16 protein-coding genes, 2 pseudogenes and 1 riboswitch are annotated in these 19,321 nt (G+C 60.6%); of the genes and pseudogenes, 13 read left to right on the top strand and 5 right to left on the bottom strand.

Annotated features, from left to right (window positions below; genetic code table 11):
- Positions 1–11: 11 nt before the first annotated feature.
- From Q7F15_RS03660 to ribH, 7 genes are all read left to right on the top strand, one after another.
- Positions 12–518 carry a TRAP transporter small permease gene (locus tag Q7F15_RS03660; protein WP_171566898.1) on the top strand — a complete coding sequence of 169 codons (507 nt, stop codon included), beginning with the start codon at positions 12–14 and terminating at the stop codon, positions 516–518.
- A complete protein-coding gene (locus Q7F15_RS03665) occupies positions 518–1,792 on the top strand; it encodes a TRAP transporter large permease (RefSeq protein ID WP_304415124.1) in 1,275 nt (424 codons plus the stop codon). The genes Q7F15_RS03660 and Q7F15_RS03665 overlap by 1 nt, the downstream gene beginning before the upstream one ends.
- Before the next feature lie 160 nt (positions 1,793–1,952).
- Positions 1,953–2,675, top strand: a complete 723-nt coding sequence (gene yunB, locus Q7F15_RS03670; protein WP_171566900.1) for a sporulation protein YunB — start codon at positions 1,953–1,955, stop codon at positions 2,673–2,675.
- Positions 2,676–2,752: 77 nt separating this feature from the next.
- Positions 2,753–2,902, top strand: a riboswitch (FMN riboswitch).
- 121 nt (positions 2,903–3,023) lie between these two features.
- Positions 3,024–4,130: a bifunctional diaminohydroxyphosphoribosylaminopyrimidine deaminase/5-amino-6-(5-phosphoribosylamino)uracil reductase RibD gene (ribD, locus tag Q7F15_RS03675; RefSeq protein ID WP_171566901.1), complete on the top strand. Its 1,107-nt coding sequence runs from the start codon at positions 3,024–3,026 to the stop codon at positions 4,128–4,130.
- A gap of 23 nt (positions 4,131–4,153) precedes the next feature.
- On the top strand, positions 4,154–4,813 hold the full coding sequence (locus tag Q7F15_RS03680; protein WP_230077843.1) for a riboflavin synthase: 660 nt from the start codon (positions 4,154–4,156) through the stop codon (positions 4,811–4,813).
- A gap of 44 nt (positions 4,814–4,857) precedes the next feature.
- Positions 4,858–6,051, top strand: a complete 1,194-nt coding sequence (locus tag Q7F15_RS03685) for a bifunctional 3,4-dihydroxy-2-butanone-4-phosphate synthase/GTP cyclohydrolase II (protein WP_171566902.1) — start codon at positions 4,858–4,860, stop codon at positions 6,049–6,051.
- 17 nt (positions 6,052–6,068) lie between these two features.
- Positions 6,069–6,533, top strand: coding sequence for a 6,7-dimethyl-8-ribityllumazine synthase (gene ribH, locus Q7F15_RS03690; protein ID WP_171566903.1), 465 nt, complete (start codon positions 6,069–6,071; stop codon positions 6,531–6,533).
- 21 nt (positions 6,534–6,554) lie between these two features.
- Here ribH and Q7F15_RS03695 read toward each other — a convergent pair whose 3' ends face one another.
- On the bottom strand, positions 6,555–8,087 hold the full coding sequence (locus Q7F15_RS03695; RefSeq protein ID WP_304415125.1) for an aldehyde dehydrogenase family protein: 1,533 nt from the start codon (positions 8,085–8,087) through the stop codon (positions 6,555–6,557).
- A gap of 441 nt (positions 8,088–8,528) precedes the next feature.
- Positions 8,529–9,562 (bottom strand): annotated as a pseudogene (locus Q7F15_RS03700) (M23 family metallopeptidase).
- 162 nt (positions 9,563–9,724) lie between these two features.
- On the opposite strand from Q7F15_RS03700, the gene larC2 reads away from it, so the two are divergent.
- Together larC2 and Q7F15_RS03710 are read left to right on the top strand one after the other, a co-directional pair.
- Positions 9,725–10,786 carry a nickel pincer cofactor biosynthesis protein LarC2 gene (larC2, locus tag Q7F15_RS03705; protein ID WP_171566906.1) on the top strand — a complete coding sequence of 354 codons (1,062 nt, stop codon included), beginning with the start codon at positions 9,725–9,727 and terminating at the stop codon, positions 10,784–10,786.
- The gene (locus Q7F15_RS03710) at positions 10,779–11,330 is read left to right on the top strand and encodes a DJ-1/PfpI family protein (protein ID WP_171566907.1); all 552 of its coding nucleotides are present in this window, start codon (positions 10,779–10,781) and stop codon (positions 11,328–11,330) included. Before larC2 ends, Q7F15_RS03710 begins: the two co-directional genes overlap by 8 nt.
- A gap of 52 nt (positions 11,331–11,382) precedes the next feature.
- Here the strand turns inward: Q7F15_RS03710 and larC are convergent, their stop codons facing one another.
- Positions 11,383–12,285, bottom strand: coding sequence for a nickel pincer cofactor biosynthesis protein LarC (gene larC, locus Q7F15_RS03715; protein ID WP_304415126.1), 903 nt, complete (start codon positions 12,283–12,285; stop codon positions 11,383–11,385).
- A 129-nt stretch (positions 12,286–12,414) separates the two neighbouring features.
- Here larC and Q7F15_RS03720 point away from each other — a divergent pair.
- The 3 genes and pseudogenes from Q7F15_RS03720 to lipA form a co-directional block, all read left to right on the top strand.
- Positions 12,415–13,521, top strand: a pseudogene (locus Q7F15_RS03720) (metallophosphoesterase family protein); the annotation flags it as partial.
- A 3-nt stretch (positions 13,522–13,524) separates the two neighbouring features.
- A complete protein-coding gene (locus tag Q7F15_RS03725) occupies positions 13,525–15,693 on the top strand; it encodes an ATP-binding protein (protein ID WP_304415517.1) in 2,169 nt (722 codons plus the stop codon).
- A gap of 183 nt (positions 15,694–15,876) precedes the next feature.
- Positions 15,877–16,764 carry a lipoyl synthase gene (lipA, locus tag Q7F15_RS03730; RefSeq protein WP_171566911.1) on the top strand — a complete coding sequence of 296 codons (888 nt, stop codon included), beginning with the start codon at positions 15,877–15,879 and terminating at the stop codon, positions 16,762–16,764.
- A 44-nt stretch (positions 16,765–16,808) separates the two neighbouring features.
- Here the strand turns inward: lipA and Q7F15_RS03735 are convergent, their stop codons facing one another.
- Positions 16,809–17,675: a YhcN/YlaJ family sporulation lipoprotein gene (locus Q7F15_RS03735; RefSeq protein WP_230077359.1), complete on the bottom strand. Its 867-nt coding sequence runs from the start codon at positions 17,673–17,675 to the stop codon at positions 16,809–16,811.
- Positions 17,676–17,790: 115 nt separating this feature from the next.
- Between Q7F15_RS03735 and Q7F15_RS03740 the strand changes: the two genes are divergently transcribed.
- On the top strand, positions 17,791–18,405 hold the full coding sequence (locus tag Q7F15_RS03740; RefSeq protein ID WP_304415127.1) for a YutD family protein: 615 nt from the start codon (positions 17,791–17,793) through the stop codon (positions 18,403–18,405).
- A 635-nt stretch (positions 18,406–19,040) separates the two neighbouring features.
- Here Q7F15_RS03740 and Q7F15_RS03745 read toward each other — a convergent pair.
- Entirely contained in the window at positions 19,041–19,313 is a 273-nt protein-coding gene (locus Q7F15_RS03745) for a DUF3055 domain-containing protein (protein ID WP_212132138.1), read from the bottom strand.
- Between the last annotated feature and the right edge of the window lie 8 nt (positions 19,314–19,321).

The raw sequence follows: 19,321 nt of genomic DNA on the forward strand, positions 1-19,321 counted from the left end.
GAGGACGCTGAATGAAATGGTTTTCTTACCTGTACCGCTGGCTGGACCGCTTGATCCTGTGGGGGGGAATTGCGGCGGGGATCCTGATCGTGGTGACGACGGGCATGATTTTTTACGAGATTGTCTCCCGTTCGCTCTTTGACGCCCCAACTGCCTGGGCCACCGAGCTGTCCGTTTACGCGATCATCGGCAGTTGTTTCATCGGGGCGGCGTACGCGGTCCGGGTAGACGCCCACATCAAGGTGGATTTGCTCCTGCACAACGTGCCGGCCGCCGCGCGGCGCTGGCTGCTGATCGTTTCCGCCCTGCTGGGGCTCGCGTTCAGCCTGCTGTTTGCCATCTTCAGCTGGGAACACGTCAAGCGGTCGATGGAGCTCGGTTTTACCTCCACCTCGCTCTTGCAGATACCCATGTACATTCCTGAAATGCTGCTGCCGATTGGCGGCACCCTGCTGAGTCTCGCCTTTCTGCTGCAGGCGGTGGACTGCATACGCGGCGGGAAAGGGGGCGAGGCGTAATGGGCCTGTTTTTTACAGGCGGCATGGCCGCGCTGCTCTTGATCGGTGTGCCGGTGGCCTTTGCCCTCTCGCTGTTGGCAGCAATCGGCCTGTACTGGTTCAATGGCGGCGTGCTGGGGCTGCACCAGATTCCCATCATCGCATACAAATCACTGGATGACTTTACCATCAGTGCACTGCCGATGTACGTGCTGATGAGTCAGATTCTGCTCTACAGCGGCGTAGGCAGGGAGCTGTACGAAATGGCCAGCCGCTGGTTGCGTCATCTGCCGGGCGGCCTCGGGCTGGCCACACTGTTGTGCTGCGGTATCTTTTCCGCCATCTCCGGTTCCAGCGTGGCGACGGCAGTGACGATCGGCACGGTGGCAATACCCGAAATGACCACACGGGGTTATGACAAAAAAACGGTGTTGGGTCTGTTGGCGGCGGGCGGTACCTTGGGCATCCTGATCCCGCCCAGCGTCCCAATGATCATCTACGGCTCGGTCACCGGCGAATCGGTCGGCAAGCTGTTTATCGCCGGAGTCGTGCCGGGTATTGTGCTGCTGGTGATTTTTATGGTGTACGCGTCGTGGAGCATGCGCCATATCAAAGACGCGCCGGCCAGCTGGCAGGAGCGTTGGCAGGGGACGCGCAAAGCAGTCTGGGGTCTCTTGATGCCTGTTTTGATCATCGGCGGCATCTACACCGGGGTGTTCACCCCCACCGAGGCGGCTGCCGTCGGCGTAGTATTCAGCCTGCTGGTGGCGGGGATCGTCTACCGCAGCCTCACCTGGGCCAACATCAAAAACATCCTGCTGTCAACCGTCGCAACCAACGCGATGATCCTGTTCATCATCGTCGGGGCGATGCTGTTCGGCTTCATTCTCACCTCCCTGCAGATTCCGCAGGCGATGACGGAGATGGCCACCAGCCTGCCGGTCTCGAAGTGGGTCGTGTTCATCCTGATCAACCTGCTCCTGCTCGTGCTCGGATGCTTCCTGGAGACGGTCTCCATCCTGGTCATCACTCTGCCCATTTTGTATCCGATCATCACGTCTCTGGGCTTTGACCCCATCTGGTTTGCGATCATCATGGTGGTCAACATGGAGCTGGCCCTGATTACGCCGCCCGTGGGACTGAACCTGTTTGTGCTCAAGGGCATCGACCCGTCCACGCCGATCGCCCTGATTGTGCGCGGCGCGGCCCCGTACGCCGTGATCATGCTGGCGTTCATCGCGTTGTTGGCGTTTTTCCCGGAGCTAGCGACAGGACTGATTGGCCACGTGAAATAACGCTTGTACATCCTCTGCCCCTTTCTTGAGGCCGAGGGAGTCGGTTGTCACGTGCAGACGGCAGCAGCGAAAAGCAGCATCGAGCAGCCGAGCCGAACCGCCTAAGGCAGGTTCGGCTTCTCTTTTGCTCCCCTCCCGCATAGGATGTACCAACTGGGAGGTGACGGGCGTGGCGCTGTTTCGACCCCGTCGGCGATGGAGAAATCCGCTTTCGCGCACGAAAGCTTTTTTTATCGCGCTGGTCATATTTTTCGTGTTGATGATCCAGTTTCTGGTGTTTGTCGAGAAACGTCTGAAGCCGACGCTGCTGATCCTGGCGTCACAAAAGGCGGAGCAGTTGGCCAAACAGGCCATCACCGACGCGGTGACGAAGCGGATCACGCAGCAGGGTGTAGACTTCAACCAGATCGTCAAGATTGAAAAGGACAACGAGGGAAAAATTCAGGCGTACCAGTTCAATTTCAAGGAATATTCGCGGATTGTGGGGGAAACCACGTCCCGCGTACAGCAGCGATTGAGGGAATTGGAAGACGAAAAAGTGGATCGGTACATCCCCCTCGGATTGGCGACGGGCAACAGCTTCCTGGCGCAGATGGGGCCGGAACTTCCCGTCACTTTTGTGCCGATCGGAGCGGTAAAGACGCGCCTTAATACGGAGATGAAAGAAGCGGGGATCAACATGGTCCTGGTCACGGTGTACATCTACGTCGAAGTCGATTTACGGATCGTCATCCCGTTTGCCACCGACCAGAAGACGGTGACCACCAAAATTCCGATTACTCACTCGCTCGTCATCGGCGACGTGCCGCAGTACCTGTACAACAATCCTGACGGAAAACCGGACGTGCCAAGACCGGATGATCAACCGGACGACATGCCGTAAGGAGAAGCACGACGAGTCAATTACCGAAAAAAGTGTTGGACCCGTCTGAATATGTGGTATAATGCCCGTAACTGAATACCAACCTTCAGGGCAGGGTGAAATTCCCGACCGGCGGTGATGACGAACGCACGTCTCAGCCCGCGACTCGCTTTTGGCTTTAGGCCGACAGCGACTGACTTGGTGAAATTCCAAGGCCGACGGTACAGTCCGGATGGGAGAAGGTATTTGGTGAGCCTGTGCATCCGTTTGTTGAAAAAACGGACAGCAACAGGCTTATTCCCCTATGCCCTGATCCGACATCAGGGCATTTTTTGTTGGGGCGAAAACGAAGCGGGAAAGGAGCGCACGATGGAACACGACACACGATTCATGGCACTGGCGCTGCAGCTGGCGCGTTCCGCCGCGGGACAGACCAGCCCCAATCCGCTGGTGGGGGCCGTGGTGGTAAAAGACGGCGAGGTCGTCGGCATGGGCGCCCACCTGAAAGCGGGCGAGCCGCATGCGGAGGTGCACGCGCTGCGGATGGCCGGCGAACGGGCAAGAGGAGCCACCTTGTACGTCACGCTGGAGCCGTGCAGCCATTACGGACGTACGCCTCCCTGCGCCGATGCAGTCATCCAGGCGGGGATCAGCCGTGTGGTGGTGGCCGTGCTGGACCCCAATCCACAGGTGGCGGGGCAGGGGGTGTCCCGCCTGATCGATGCTGGCGTAGAGGTCACCGTCGGCATTGGGGAGACGGAGGCGCGGCGGCTCAACGAAGTCTTTTTCCACTACATCACCACCCGGCGACCGTTCGTCACCGTGAAGACGGCCAGCACTTTGGACGGCAAAATCGCCACCGTGACGGGGCACAGCCGCTGGATCACGGGAGAGGAAGCGCGCGGGCAGGTGCACGAACTGCGCCGGCAAAACGACGCGATTCTCGTCGGGGTTGGGACGGTAATCGCCGACGACCCCGAGCTGACCGCCCGGACGTCGGGCAGGGTGACAGGACGTCAGCCGGTGCGGGTCATTTTGGACAGGCAGCTGCGCACACCGCTGGATGCCCGCGTGGTGAATGACGGCAAGGCGCCGACGTGGATTGTCACCTCGGCGGATGCGCCGGCAGTGAAGCGGGCGGCGCTGGAGGAGCGCGGCGTGACGGTAATCGTGCCGGACGGATTGGTCACGGTGGAGAGGGTGCTGGACGAATTGGGAGCGCGCGGCATCACCTCGCTGTTGGTAGAAGGCGGTGCGGAGGTAAACGGTTCGTTTCTGGGCGCGCGGGCGGTCCAAAAGATCGTCGCCTACCTCTCCATGAAGCTGGTCGGCGGCGCCGGCGCCCCCACTCCGTTTGGCGGCCAGGGGCTGGAACGGATGGACGAGGCGGTGCAGCTGGCCGATGTCGAGTGGGAGCAGGTGGGACCGCACGACCTGCGGATCACCGGTTACCCCGTCTGGGATGCGCAATCGTGAGAAACGAGGAGGAGTGCGACGCCATGTTTACCGGACTGGTAGAAGAAGTGGGCGTAGTGGAGAGCGTGACGGGTGACGGCAAGGCATGCCGCATGGTGATCCGTGCCGAACGGGTGCTGGAAGGTGTCCGCATCGGCGACAGCATTGCCGTCAACGGTGTCTGCCTGACCGTAACGTCCCATAGCGACCGTCACTTCAGTGTGGACGTAATGCCGGAGACCCTGAACAAAACCAGTTTGCGGCAGGCAAAACGGGGGCAGATCGTCAACCTGGAGCGGGCGATGAGGCTGGGGGACCGCTTTGGCGGCCACATCGTCTCCGGCCACGTGGACGGGACGGGAACCATTCTCTCGCGCCACCCGCATGCCAACGCGGTGCTGTTTCGGATCGGAGCGGAGCCGGATCTGCTCAAATACGTGGTGCCGCGCGGCTCAATCTGCCTGGACGGCATCAGCCTGACGGTCGTCGATGTGGACGCGGAAAGCTTTTCCGTCTCCATCATCCCGCACACCTTGGCCCACACCAATCTGCGGGACAAGCAGATCGGGGATCCGGTCAACCTCGAAGCGGACGTCATCGGCAAGTACGTGGAGCGACTGCTGGCGTGGCGCTCTGAACAGCCGCAGCAGGAGCGGCGGACGGGGCTTACGCCGGAGTTTTTGCGAGAGCACGGGTTCCTCTGATGGAATCGACGGGTGCTGTCAAAACCGAAGGGAGGGAACCGATCATGTTCCATGCCATAGAAGAAGCGCTGGAAGATTTGAAACGGGGAAAAGCGGTGATCGTCGTGGATGACGAGGACCGGGAAAACGAAGGGGATTTCGTCTGCCTGGCGGAAGCGGCCACGCCGGAGATGATCAATTTCATGGTGACGCACGGACGCGGCCTCGTCTGCGTGCCGATCACGGACGAACACGCCGCCCGGCTAAAGCTCAAGCCGATGGTGGAGGCCAACACCGACCGGCAGGGGACGGCGTTTACCGTCTCCATCGACGAAGCCGGCACCCATACGGGCATCTCCGCTCACGAGCGCTCGCGCACGGTGCTGGCGATGCTGGACGATCGAAAAACGGCGGACGATTTTCGGCGCCCGGGCCATATCTTCCCGCTGATCGCCAAACCGGGCGGCGTTCTGCGCCGGGCCGGCCACACCGAGGCAGCCGTCGATCTGGCCCGGCTGGCGGGTGCATTTCCCGCCGGGGTGATCTGCGAAATCATGAACGAGGACGGGACAATGGCCCGCCTGCCTCAACTGGCCGAGATCGCCGAACGTTTTGATCTCAAACTGATCACCATCGCCGACCTGATCCGCTACCGGATGCGGACGGAGCGGCTGGTCAAACGGGAAATCGAGGTGAAGCTGCCCACCGAATACGGCGACTTCCGCATCGCCGCCTACACCAACGAACTGGACGGCAAAGAACACGTGGCGGTGATCAAGGGCGAGATCACGCCGGACGAACCGGTGCTGGTGCGGGTCCACTCCGAGTGCCTGACCGGCGATATATTCGGCTCGCACCGCTGCGATTGCGGCCCGCAACTGCACGCCGCCCTGCGGCAGATCGAAGCGGAAGGGCGGGGCGTTCTCCTGTACATGCGGCAGGAGGGGCGCGGCATCGGCCTGATCAACAAGCTGCGCGCCTACAAGCTGCAGGAGGACGGCTACGACACCGTGGAAGCAAACGAAAAGCTGGGATTCCCCGCCGACCTGCGCGACTACGGGATCGGGGCGCAAATTCTGCGCGATCTGGGCGTGAAACGCATGCGGCTGTTGACCAACAACCCGCGAAAAATCCGCGGCCTCAGCGGCTACGGACTGGAAGTGGCGGAGCGCGTGCCGATACAGATACCCGCCCATCCGCACAACAAGCGGTACCTGGCCGTCAAACACGAGAAGCTGGGTCACCTGCTCCAACTTTGAATAAGGAGTGAACAACCATGAAAGTGTTCGAGGGAAATCTGGTAGGAACGGGTCTGCGCGTAGGCATTGTGGCAGCCCGGTTTAACGAATTGATTGTCAGCAAACTGCTCGGCGGCGCGCTGGACGCGCTGAAGCGGCACGGCGTGGAGGATGCAAACGTCGACGTGGCCTGGGTGCCGGGGGCTTTTGAGATTCCGCTGATCGCCAAGAAAATGGCGGAGTCCGGCCGCTACGACGCCGTCGTCACGCTTGGCGCGGTGATTCGCGGGGCGACGCCTCACTTTGATTACGTGTGCAGCGAATGCGCCAAAGGGGTGGCGTCCATTTCCCTGGCTACCGGCGTTCCCGTGATTTTTGGCGTGCTGACGACAGACTCGATCGAGCAGGCGATCGAGCGGGCCGGCACCAAAGCAGGCAACAAAGGATGGGAAGCGGCTGCGGCTGCCATCGAAATGGCCAACCTGAACCGTCAGTTCGCCTAAAAAGGCAAAAAAGGGCGTCCGCTATTCCTGCAGACGCTTCCACTCCCGCCAGGCTGCCAAAAGGGCCTGGCGGTTCCATTTTCGTTCCCTGCCGAACAGGGCTTTGATCAGCACGACAAACATCGTCTCCTGCTCCTCGGTGTAGGGATACCAGTTGACCTCCCGTTTTTGCCTGCCGGGATCGTGTATGACGGAGACGGCGTGGGTGAACGCGCGCAAGCCTTCCGGACCGCGGTAGCGGCCAATGCCGCTCTGCTTCACGCCGCCAAAGGGCAGATGCGGGTTGGCGAAGCTGACCAGGCAGTCGTTGATGCAGACGTTGCCGGTTTCCAGCTGGAGGGCGACCCGCTTGGCCTTTGTTTCGTCCTGCGACCAGACGGACGCGTTCAGCCCGTACGGCGAGTCGTTCGCCAGACGGATCGCTTCAGCCTCGGAGGAAAAGGACATGATCGGCAGGACGGGGCCAAACGTCTCCTCACGCATGATTTTCATCGCGTGCGTCACGCCCGTCAGGACGGTCGGGGACAGAAACATCCCGTCTTCGTCAAAGCGGCCTCCGATCTCCACCACGGCTCCCTTGGCGATGGCGTCGGCCACGTGGTCCCGGACAATCTCGGCCTGCCGGGGAAAGGTCATCGAGCCGATGTCGGCCTGTCGGGGAAAACCTTGGCGCAGCGCTGCCGTCTTCGCCTTGACCAGCTCCACGAACTGCGGGTATACGCTTTGCTCGACGTAGAGACGCTCGACGGACATGCAGACCTGTCCCGCGTTGGTAAACGCGCCCCAGACGGCGGCATTGGCGGCCCGCTCCAAATGGGCGTCGGCAAAGACGATCATCGGGTCCTTGCCGCCCAGTTCCAGCTCTACCGGGATCAGATATTCCGCGGCCTGCTTCATGATGGCGCGGCCCGTCGCCGCTGAGCCGGTGAAGAAAATTTTGTCCGGCTTGGCAGCAACCAGCGCCTGCCCCACCTCCCTGCCGCCGTGAAGCACCTGGATGACGCCCTCGGGGAAGCCGATGGTCCGGAACAGTTCTTCCATGACCAGGCCGGTGTACGGCGTGACTTCCGACGGCTTCAAGAGGACCGTGTTGCCGGCCGCCAGCGCGGAAAGGGCAGGAATGACAGAAAGCTGGAACGGGTAATTCCACGGCGAAATGACGGCGACCACGCCCAGCGGTTTGTAGTGGATGGACGACCGTTTCGGCCACAGCACCAGCGGCGTGGGCACCCGTCTGGGGGACAGCATGCGCTTCGCGTGCTTTTCGTAGAAACGGATCGTGTCGGCCGTGATAAATATTTCCGTCATGAGCGCTTCCAGCGTAGGTTTTCCGGTGTCAGCGCTGATTTTTCCCGCCAGCGTTTCTGCCTGCTCCGCCAGGCAGTGGCGCAGTCGAGTCAGGTAGTGGAGCCGCTCCGGAAGCGGCAGCGCTGACCAACCGGGAAACGCTTGCCTGGCTCGCTCCATCGCCAGGCGCACCTCGTCTGGCGTCGCTTCCGCCAGTTCGCCGAGGATTTCGCCGGTGGCCGGATTTTGCATCGTGAGAACGCCCATGGCGTATCACCTCTTACGGTTGTCCAGTTTTTCTGTTTCCATTGTATGTAGGACAGGAAAGGGCTGTCAAAAAAAGAAGCGGCTGCTCACCGCTTCTTCTCAGCGTGTAGACAAAGTCTGCGGCGCATGGGAGATCGGGCCCGCTCGCTCGCTTGACGCCCAGCACAGAAGCGAATGATGTCCGCTCCAAAACGAGACGCGGGCAGGGGACAAACATCTGGGTATTTCGAGGAAGTGAGACTTGTGTCCCCTGTTGGTCCCCGCGTCTTCGTTTTTCCGCTGAGTCGGTCGTCAAAGGAGCTCGCTTGGCCCATCCCGCCATGCGATGCCCATTGTCTTCCGCTTCGGTTGATGAATAGGCAGGCCTTTCGGCCTGGGAATCATTTTTGTGGCCGCTAACTCAATGAACCGTTTGTCTTCAGTCTGAGAAGAAGCGGCTGCTCACCGCTTCTTCTTTTTGCTGTACATTTGCCGCTCCCAGCGTTTCAGATAGGGATACGGGTCAAACGCCCATTCGCTGTAGCCTCTGTCCCGGTACATGCCGTAGTGCAGGTGGGGGGAAACTTGCCGGATGTACCCGGTTTGCCGTAGCCGGAACTGCCGACGTAGCCCAGCACTTCTCCCGGTTCGACGATGTCTCCCGGCTTCAGCCCCTTTCGGAACGAGGAAAGGTGGGCAAAGTAGTGATAGATGTTGTTCATGTCGCGCATGCCGATGCGCCACCCGCCGTACCGGTTCCAGCCGACCACTTCGATTACGCCGTACCCTGTGCTAAGCACGGGTGTCCCGTATCCGGCAAAGATGTCCGTCCCTTCATGGATGCGTCGCCCGCCCCAGCCGCGCGGATCGCCCCATGTGCTGTGGTAGCTGTAGTTGTACCGTTTGGGGATGGGGAAGTGGTGGTCGTGCAGATCCAGCCGCTGGTACTTGTTGTACACGGCGGCAAACTGGGTGATGGTCTTGACCGCCCAATCCCACTTGTAATAGGCCCACAAGCCGATGCGCCAGTCGTCATGCTGGAAGCCGTACGAGGCGAGGAAGCGGATCATCGCCGCAAGCACGTCCATGTCGTTGTTGCGGTCCGCTTTTCCGTCCCCGTCCCCGTCTGCTCCGATTCCGCCAAAAAAGCGGATGGATACCGGGTCCGTATCGTCATCCTCAGGATTCAGCTCTCCACACCACCGGGCAGGGGGAATGTTAATTGCGGTCAAGCGCCGCTGCTGCTCCTTTTCAGGGGAATCCTGTTTGGTCCGTCTCTGCATGCTTCGTTCGTATTGATCAATGGCCGCCAAATACGGCCAGGGGATACCGTAGACCAGTTCCATCTGCTGGAACAACTCCAGCCGCTCCTTGAAGATGGAATCGTCCTGTGTGCCGGACGAGACAGAGGAAGCAGCGGTTGCAGCGGAAGACAGCAGACAGGTGGAAACTGTCAAACACAAGCTGATCTGAACGATTAGGCGGAAAACAAACATTTTGTCTCCCTCCAGCCAGGTAGTTTCTCGTTGTAGTTTCTGCCAGCCTGGCCGCATTATCCGCATTACTTTTTGCCAAATGGCATACGCAAACGGCAGGCACTGCAAGCTGGATTGGTGTATGATGCAAGAAAAGGAATCGTGCCAAAAGGAGGGGTGATGATGAAACTGGTCATACGCAGCGAACGGCCGCTGTTTTTGCGCGAACTGGCCGAACCGCTGATGCGCCTTATGCCCGCCGGGGGAACGGACCGTTTCTCCGCAGACGAACACGCGGCGGCCATCCTGCAACGCGCAGCGTTGTACCGCTCGTTTTGCCGGGAGGACGACTGGGCGGCGGAAGAGAAAGCGCTGCGGACACTGACGACACTCCTGCCGGCAAACGATCATCGTCTCCAACTGGGGATACAGTGCCTGCCCGTCCCTGCCGGTCTGCCTGTTCCGCTGTTGACACTGCTTGAGGGCTGGATGATCCGCGAAGAGAACTGGCCGCCAGAAAAGTTCTCCCCGCTTGCCATGCTGTGGCTCAAGGCAGTGGGCGCCCGGCCGCTTGCCCGGCTTGACGGCCGGATTACGCAGGTGGAGTACGGGGAAGGAGTGGCGGTGATCCGGCTGGAGAGCGATACGCGGGGGAACGGGAGCGACGTGCCTGTCGTCAAGGAACGGCGGCAGCACGAAGAGGAACACATTGACGAAGGAATGTACCTGCTCCAGGCCAACCTGGACGACAGCAGTCCCGAGTGGCTGGCCCATGTGTTGGACAGGCTGTTGGCAGCGGGAGCCAACGATGTCCACTTTTTGCCTGCGACGATGAAAAAGAGCCGTCCCGGCGTGCTGCTGCAGGCATTGTGCTACGGCAGCCGGCTGGACGAGCTGAAATCCATCCTGTTTCGGGAGACGACCACCTTTGGCGTTCGCTATTTCCCCGTTTCCTGTCACAGGCTGGCGCGCCGTGTCGTGACCGTGACCACCGAGTGGGGAGACGTGCCGGTCAAGCTGGGCTACCATCGGGGTGAGCGGGTGCAGGCGGCGCCGGAATACGATGTCTGCGCCCGGTTGGCAAAGCAGGCCGGAGTGCCGTTGAAACAGGTGTACCAGCAGGCGCTGCTGCTGGCGGAATCTGCACAGGCACAGTCCAGGCAGGAGGAAACAGGCTGCGTGGAGAAATGGAAAAGGGAGGAAGAGTTTCCTCAGAAAGACGCAGGGAGGCTGTGCGATGAGTAAAAAGGTGTTGATTGTCACCGGTGACGCGGTGGAGGCACTGGAAGTCTTTTATCCGTACTACCGCTGCCTGGAAGAGGGATTTGAGGCGGTGATCGCTTCCCCCGCCAAAAAGACGCTGCACACGGTCTGTCACGATTTTGAAGCACACAGCGAGACGTACACGGAAAAACCCGCCTACCAGCTGTCTTCCCACGTCGCGTTTGCCGACGTCAGGGCGGAAGAGTACGACGGCCTGATCATTCCCGGGGGACGGGCGCCGGAGTACATCAGGCTGAACGAACACTTAAAGCCGATCCTCGCCCACTTCTTTGAAGCAAACAAGCCGGTCGCGGTAATCTGCCACGGCTCGCAAGTCCTGACTCTGGTCAAGGAACACCTGCGCGGCCGGGAATTGACCGCCTACCAGGCATGCCGTCCCGATGTGGAAGCGTGCGGCGCCGTTTACAAGACCGACACGCTGCACGTGCACGGCAATCTGGTATCGGCTCACGCCTGGCCGGATCTGCCAGGGTTCATGCGCGAGTTTATTCGCCTGCTCCGCTAGTGAAAAAACGACAGCCTTGTCCGCTGACAAGCGGGCAAGGCTGTTTTTTTGCTCAGCAGGGATGGCCGATCAGGACGCGCAGGACGTTGGGCTGGTCGGGCAGATCGCGCGTGCCCGCCCCGTAGCCGATCGCTTCCACGGTCATCGCCGGCAGCGGCCCAAATTGGCGGACCAGGGCTGCCGCGACGCCTGCCCCTGTGGGAGTGGTCAGCTCCTTTTGGATGTCGGTTTGGCGCAAGGGAATGCCTTTGAGCAGTTCCATCGTCGCCGGAGCGGGGACCGGATAGAGTCCGTGGTCGCAGCGGACATAGCCGTTTCCGGTGGGGACGGGACCGGCGTACAACCGGTCGATCTCCAGGTCTTCCAGGGCCAGGGCGATCCCGACAATGTCCACGATCGAATCAAGTGCCCCCACTTCGTGAAAGTGGACGGTTTCCACAGGGACGTTGTGGATTTTTGCCTCGGCGACCGCGATTTTTTCAAACACGGCCTGAGCCCGGGCGGCGACCCGCGGTGCCAAATCAGCTGCTTCAATTATCTCCGCGATCTCCTTGTAGCGGCGGTGATGGTGGTTGTGGTCGTGGTGATGGTGATCGTGGCCGCGATGCTCGTGACTGTGATCGTGATGGTGGTGGTCGTGATGGTGATGCCCGTGACCGTGGCCGTGGTGGTGCTGATGCTCATGACTGTGCTCACCATGTCCGTGATGGCTTCCGGCCAAGACGGGCAGCGTCTTCAGCCCGCGGGCGCGTTCCTGTTCCTCATCGACAACGTCCAGTTTTAGTGCGCTGACGCCTTTTTTGACGACGGTTTTCCACTCCAGTCGAAACGGTCCCAGCGGCAGTTTGCGCAATTCCTGTTCGATCCGATCGCGGTCTGCCCCCGCGTCGACCAGCGCGGCCAGCATCATGTCGCCGCTGAGCCCGGAAAAACAGTCCAGGTACGCTATTCGCATCGCAATCGCTCCTTTTCAATCGGTTGTTGCTTCCTGTATCATGAAAGAGAAAATATGTTCGCGTGACGATACAACCGTTGACCAAAGTGTAACACGGCAGCGGGGCGCTGTCATGTCGGGGAGGTTCACATGCTGAGGTTTATCCATACCGCGGACGTCCATTTGGATGCGCCGCTTCAGACATTGTCCGCCCTGTACGAGCTCAGGCAGGAGGACTTTCGCCGGACGATGCGCACCATCCGCGACCTGGTGCTGGACAAGCAGGCCGATTTCTGGCTGATCGCCGGAGACCTGCTGGAATACCACGGAGGGAGGCGCTCAACCGCGCTTTTTTTGCGCGATTTGTTTGCCAGCGTGGCGCCGGTGCCGGTCTGCATCGCGCCGGGCAATCACGATCCATGGCATCCCGACTCCTATTACCAGACGCTGGAGTGGCCGGGCAATGTTTTCTGGTTTACACCGGAATGGGGGGCGTACGAATTCCCGGACAAATCATGCGTCGTCTACGGATGGGGTTTCCCCCAGCCGCACGTGTACGAATCGCCGCTGCCCGCCTTTCCCGGCCGGCTGCACGGGTATCGGCACCACCTGATGGTGCTGCATGGCAGCGTGGTTAACGGCGGGGCGGACGGGCACCATCCGTACGCGCCGATGACGCTGGAAGAAATGGCTGCAGCAGGCATGGACTACATCGCGCTGGGCCACATCCACAAGCCGGCCGTGTTTCTCCACCCGGTCAGCCAGACGCCGTTTGCCGCCTATCCCGGTTCGCCGGAAGGGCTCTCCGCCAAAGAAGCGGGGGAGCGTTTTGTCATGTACGGCGACGGACGCCTCCGGCTGGAGCACGTGCCGGTGCAAAGCCGCATCATCTCCAGGCGGGAGGTGGACGTTGCGGGGGCGGAGACGACGGAACAGCTCGTCAATGTGCTGGAGCGGGAGCTGGCCGACGAGGAGGACGACTGTCTGCTGTATTTGACCCTGACAGGGGAGAGGTCCGCCCATTTCACCCCGCCGGTGGAAGTGGTGGAGCAGCGGCTGTCCCGCTTCTTTTACGTGCAGTGCACGGATCGCACCTGGTCCGATCTGGACGCTGACCAGCTGCAAGCACAATCCGGTGTCTGGGGCAGATGGCTGTCCAAGCTGGCGGAAGCAGAGGCGGAAGGTGCCGACGAGTGGCAGCGTGACATCGCCAGGATGGCTCGCCGGGAAGCGCTGGCGCGGATCGGGGGGGATCTTGCGGTGAAAATCGACGAACTGCAGCTGCGGGGATTTGGCAAGTGGCGTGACGCGGTCTTTCGCTTTGCTCCAGGGATCAACCTGTTTTGCGGCCCCAACGAAGCGGGCAAATCCACCCTGCTGGAGGGGCTGTTTGCCGCGCTGTACGGGATGAAAAAAGACTACGTCCGGACGGCCCGCTACCTGCCGGAGTACGAGAAGTACCTGCCCTGGGATGGCGGGACGTACGAGACCATCGTCCAGTACGAAGTGGCGGGCAAATCATACCGGCTGCACCGCTGGTTGGAAAAGGAGCGGGAGCAGGCGCGGCTGTTTCTCAATCCGGACTGGTCGGAGGTAACCGGCCTGTACCAGGAAGACCGGCGAAAGGAGCGCAATTTTCTCGAGCTGCACCTCGGGTTGACGCGCAGCCTGTTTACCGATGTCACCTGGATCAGGCGGGAACAGATGGCGGCGGCTGAGCACCTGCTGCCATCGCTGGGGACGGACGAAGCCGACCCGGCGGTCAATCGGGTCCTGGCGGAACTGGAGCGGGAACTGGCGGCGATCGGGAAAAAGGAGCGGGCGGACAATACGCTCCTGGGAAAAGCAGGTGCGCGCGTCGCACAAAAAGAGCGTGCCCTGGCCGAAGCGGAAGCGGGGTGGACTGCTGCTAGCAGGCTGGCCCGGCAGATCGCGGATTGGGAAGCGGAGCGGCAAGAACGGGAGCGGACGCGGGAAAAGCTGCGGCAGCGCCTGCACAGGATGCAGGAGGCAGAGGCGGAATGGCAGGCGCGCTGGCGCCAAAGCTACATTGCTCCTTCTCCTGAACAGTGGGAAGCGTGGGAAGAAAATGCCGTCACCGCGGAAGAGCGCCGTCTGCACCGGGAAACGCGGGAGCTGTTGGCCGCGCTGGCCGCCCGATCTGCCCCTGATGCCGATACGGGATCGGAAACGGAACGGAAACGACTGGAAGCGGACTACCAGCGGGCCCTCGAATTGCGCAAGGCGTGGGAAACCTGCCGGGAACAGGTAAACCGCCTGGCCGCATCCGCCATCGTCGGAACGGAGCGGCCGCGGCAGCGGCAAAAAGCGACGGGAAAATTTTCCTCAGATCGGTTGTTGCGGGCGGGAAGCGGCCTGCTTTTGGCGGCAGCGGCAGGTGCTTTCCTGGCGGGGAAAGGAACGTATGGCTGGATTGCCGGCGTACTGGCAGTCCTCTTGGCTGCGGTCGGTACATTGAGGCGCAGACGTGCACGCGGAAACCAGCACGTGCCGGCCGTCATCGAGGAGTGGCGGCGCTTGCAGCAGGAGGCGGACCGCCTGGAAGTAACACTTCGCGAGATTTATCAGGCATGGAACGCGGCTGATTGGGACGCGTTTCTCCAGCTTCGGGAAGCGCAGCTGAACATGAGCCGGCAGCGGGAAGCGGACAGGCAGACGGAGGAGTGGAAGCGGCGCGAGGAAGAAGCGCGGCTGCTCGCCCGCTGGGGGGATGAGCTGCGCTCCATATTGGAAGCGGAAAAAGCGGAACGGGACCGGGAACGGGATGGCCTCGTACAGTCCTTGAAGGAGACGGAAGAGCGGCTGCAGGAACTGCGTGAGCAAATCGCCCGGGCATCGGGCGAGATGGGGAGCCATGATTCCGTATCGGTTGCGCGGGCACGCAGTGAATACGAGGACGCCATCGCCGCCCTGCGCAGCCTGCAGATGAGAAGGGAAGCGCTGCAGTTGGCCCGTGACACGCTGCGGGAGGCTTTGGCGGAATGGAATCGGGACGTCTCCCCTGTGTTGAACGGACTGGCTTCCGATGTGATGGCCCGGATCACGGGCGGCAAGTACCGGGACGTGCGGCTGGACCCGCGCGAACGGTTTGCGGTCCGGCTGCTGGAACCCGTCCGGCAGCGGGTCGTGGAGCAGGAACAGTGTTCCCTGGGCACGCAGGATCAGCTCCACTTTGCACAGCGGGTGGCGCTGCTGCGTCTGGTCAGTCGGCAGACGGAGCCATTGCCGCTGTTTCTCGACGACCATTTTGCCCACTACGATCAGGAGCGGCTGGAGCGGACGCTGGCCTATGTGGCGGAGTTGAGCGAAGAGCACCAGGTGTTCCTGTTCACCTGCCAGCAGCGGGAGCTCACGCTGTTGGAACCGTACCTGCGGGGATCGGACCGGCACAAGGTGCACCGGCTGTAACGCGACCATTTCACGGACAGGTCCCGCGGATTTCACCGACTGGGTATGTGGATTTTCCCGGCGGGCTTCGCTAGGTCGCGAGTGTGGCGGGCATACATACACCCGAAACGGGAGCGGATATTGTCCCCCCAAAGGCATTCCTCTATAATGGAGGGTGACCAAGTCCAATGAGGAGTGAGCCCAATGACGCTACGCAAACCGGAGTGGCTCAAGATCAACCTTGTATCAGGAAAAGAACTGGCCAACTTCAAGGAACTGAAGCAGACCATGCGCAGCAAGACGCTGCATACCGTATGCGAGGAAGCAAAGTGTCCCAACATTCATGAGTGCTGGGCCAATCGTACGGCCACCTTCATGATTTTGGGTGATATATGTACCCGGGCCTGTCGTTTTTGCGCCGTGAAGACCGGCCTGCCGACTGAACTGGACCGAGCCGAGCCGGAACGCGTGGCGGAAGCGGCGGAACAGATGGGGCTGAAACACGTCGTCGTCACCTCGGTTGCCCGCGATGACCTGGCGGACGGCGGGGCGCTGATCTTCGCAGAGACGATCAAGGCGATACGCCGCCGTCTGCCGCTCGCCTCCGTGGAGGTGCTGATTCCCGACTTCATGGGCAACTGGGATGCGCTCAAAGTGGTCATGGATGCCCGTCCTGACGTGCTTAACCACAACATCGAAGCGGTGCGCCGCCTCTCCGACCGGGTGCGGGCCCGCGCCAAGTACGACCGGACGCTGGAACTGCTGAAAAAGTCCAAGGAATTCCAGCCGGACATCCCGACCAAGTCCAGCCTGATGATCGGGGTAGGTGAAACGTTCGAGGAGATTTTGGAAACCATGGACGATCTGCGTGCGGTCGATGTCAACATCATGACCATCGGCCAGTACCTGCAGCCGACCAAAAAACACCTGCCCGTAGAAAAGTACTACCACCCCGACGAGTTTGCCCGCCTCAGGGAAGAAGGCATGAAGCGCGGCTTCAGCCACGTGGAGGCAGGTCCGCTGGTGCGCAGCTCGTACCACGCCCACGAACAGGCAAACGCCGCCAAGGAATCGATCGCACAGGCGAAGTAGACAAAAAAGCAAACCCCTATGGCAGTCATAGGGGTTTGTTGCCGTTAGCGGGTGGTTGTGGTCATTTTGGAGCCTTTGGTCTTCATTTCTTCGCCGTCCACCTTGCCGCCCAGTCGCTTGATCAGGGCATCCACGCTGCGCTGTTCATCGGCGTGTCGTCCCATCGTGACGTTGTTTGCGCGGCTGGCGATGCGGGCGATTTCGGCGATGTCGTTTGCGTTGTCGGTCACATACACCTTGTAGTAGCGAGGTGCAATCGACTGAGCGCCCATGCGTGCCTGTTCCTTGGTCACGCGGTTGTCCCCGCCCAGGGTGTTGAGGCCGACGAAAATCTCCTCGTCTGTGACGAGAACGGTGGAGCGGTTCACGCCTGGGCAGCTGGCAGTCACGTTGCCCACGGCGCGGGCCAGCGCCTCCCGGTCGACATAGACATTATTCACTCCGGCCGTACGGACGTGCTTCCGGTCGATTTGGGCAAAGCCCATTCGCGGCATGGTCGTCGCCATCGTGCCTACGCGGCTGCGGTCACGATAAATCGACGGAGTGCCTACACCGTCAAACGGGCGCCGTCCGTCGTCCGTAAAGGCATTGTACGAGCGGGCGCCGCTGGTGTACGCGTTGTAGTTGTTGTTCATGTAGTCAGTGCCGTACGGTGTGTTTCTCACGCCCAGATCGTAGTCGCGCATACCCATGCCGTCAAAGGGACGCGTACCGAGAACGTCGAAAGGACGGGCGCCTATGCCGTCGTTGTTCCGCATGCCGATACCGTCCATATGCATGCGCGGAACGGCTTGTTGAACCGTTGTGCCCGGATGACGGTCATTCGGAGCGGCATTTGGCGTACAAGCGGACGCGACCAAAGCAAGACCTGCGAGAACAGGAAACAGCCATGTTTTTTTCAATGGTTCCACCCCCTACAGCTAGGGTGTCCCCCGCGGATGGGGAGTTTTCGTGGGAAATTTAACTCCCTCTGCGAAAAATGTGATAAGATGGACGTAGTATGCAAAGTGTAAGGAGGAAGCGGTCTTGATTCGCACGCCAGCCGGTACGTACGAGGTCATGGAGGAAAATCGCGACGGGTGGAACCCGGAAGCGTTCAAGGAACGCTACAGTGACATTCTCGACAAGTACGATTACATCGTTGGGGATTGGGGTTACGGCCAGTTGCGCCTGCGCGGGTTTTACGACAACAGCAACCGCAAAGTGCCGTTCGAGCAGCGAATCGCCGCGTTGGATGAGTACCTGCACGAATTTTGCAACTTTGGCTGTCCCTATTTTGTGCTGAAAAAGGTAAAACCGGCCTCGCCAGACCAGCATGGGCAGGAAGCAGCAGACGGAGCAGAGGGGACGGATGCCGAACAGCGCAAGGAATCGGACAGGGACGAACCATCCCTGTATATCGAACGAAAGGAACGCCGCCGTTTTCACCCGCGCCACGGCAGACAGGAGCGAACCGAGCGGAGCGGCTCGTCCGGTGAGCGCAGCGGCCGCCATGAGCGGGGAGACAACAAGAGCAAGTTGGCCAAGGGGGAAAAAGGCGGACGCGACGGCGGAAAAGAACGCCGCCAACATGCGCCGCGAGCCAACCGCGAACGGGACAAGATCACCGCAGGTCCCACCCCGCCAAAACGTGAATCGTAAAAAACCATTGACAGTTGATCGATAAAACAGCCCGAATCCAATGGATCGGGCTGTCAGTATGTAGTCAGTGGTGTCCTGTGAATTGGTTTCCGCTCGCTCTCTTGACGGCCAGCCAGGCGACAGCTGCCACGTAAAAACGGAACAAGGCACCGTCCGTTGAGCGCGGATCGATGCCTTTGGCTCTGCGGCATGGCGTCACGCTGTAGGTACCGTTCGGCAGCCTAAAACGGATAAAACGGGTAGAATGGGTAAGGATACGGCGGGTAGAAGGGATAATAATACGGGTAGAAGCCACCGAACGGGAAGACAAAGGGAATGATGACATCAAAATGGGGATGCTGTCTCCGCCGCCGCCAGAACACCGGAGCGGCGAGATCTTCCCTGTGGTGTACTTGGCTGCGTGACTCGTACGGAAAATTGACTGATTGAGCAGAAGGATACGGTTGCATCGCGCGATGTGGCACTCCTCTCATATTGTCTGTTTTGATGTTGCAGTATACGAGACGTCTGCCCGGGTGGCGCGTTGTCCAGAGGGAAATGGGCGGGTGTACCGGATCGGTTAAAGGACAAGGTGCACGCAGTGAAAAAGGGACGCGCCTGTTGGTCAGGCCGTCCCTTGTCTGTCATGTCCCGGATCAGGGAATGACGGTGTGCAAAAACGAGCGCAGTTCTTCCGCTTCCTTATCGTTCAGGTTGAAGGCGTACTCGAGGTAGCCTTCCTCTTTCAGATCGTCGTCGCCGATGATGGCGGAGCGGCCGTTCTGAATGTTGATCACCAGTTTTTTGCCGTAAAAGCGGTTGGTGGTCGTAATTGCCAGATCAAAGCGCGTCGCTTCGCCCATAAAGCTGACGAACCGGGTCTTGGTCTCCTCGGTCTCGTCGTACAGGAAAAACAGGTCGTTGGCCATTTTCTTCC

This window comes from Brevibacillus aydinogluensis, assembly GCF_961514395.1.
In the GTDB taxonomy this organism is placed as follows: Bacteria; Bacillota; Bacilli; order Brevibacillales; family Brevibacillaceae; genus Brevibacillus; species Brevibacillus aydinogluensis.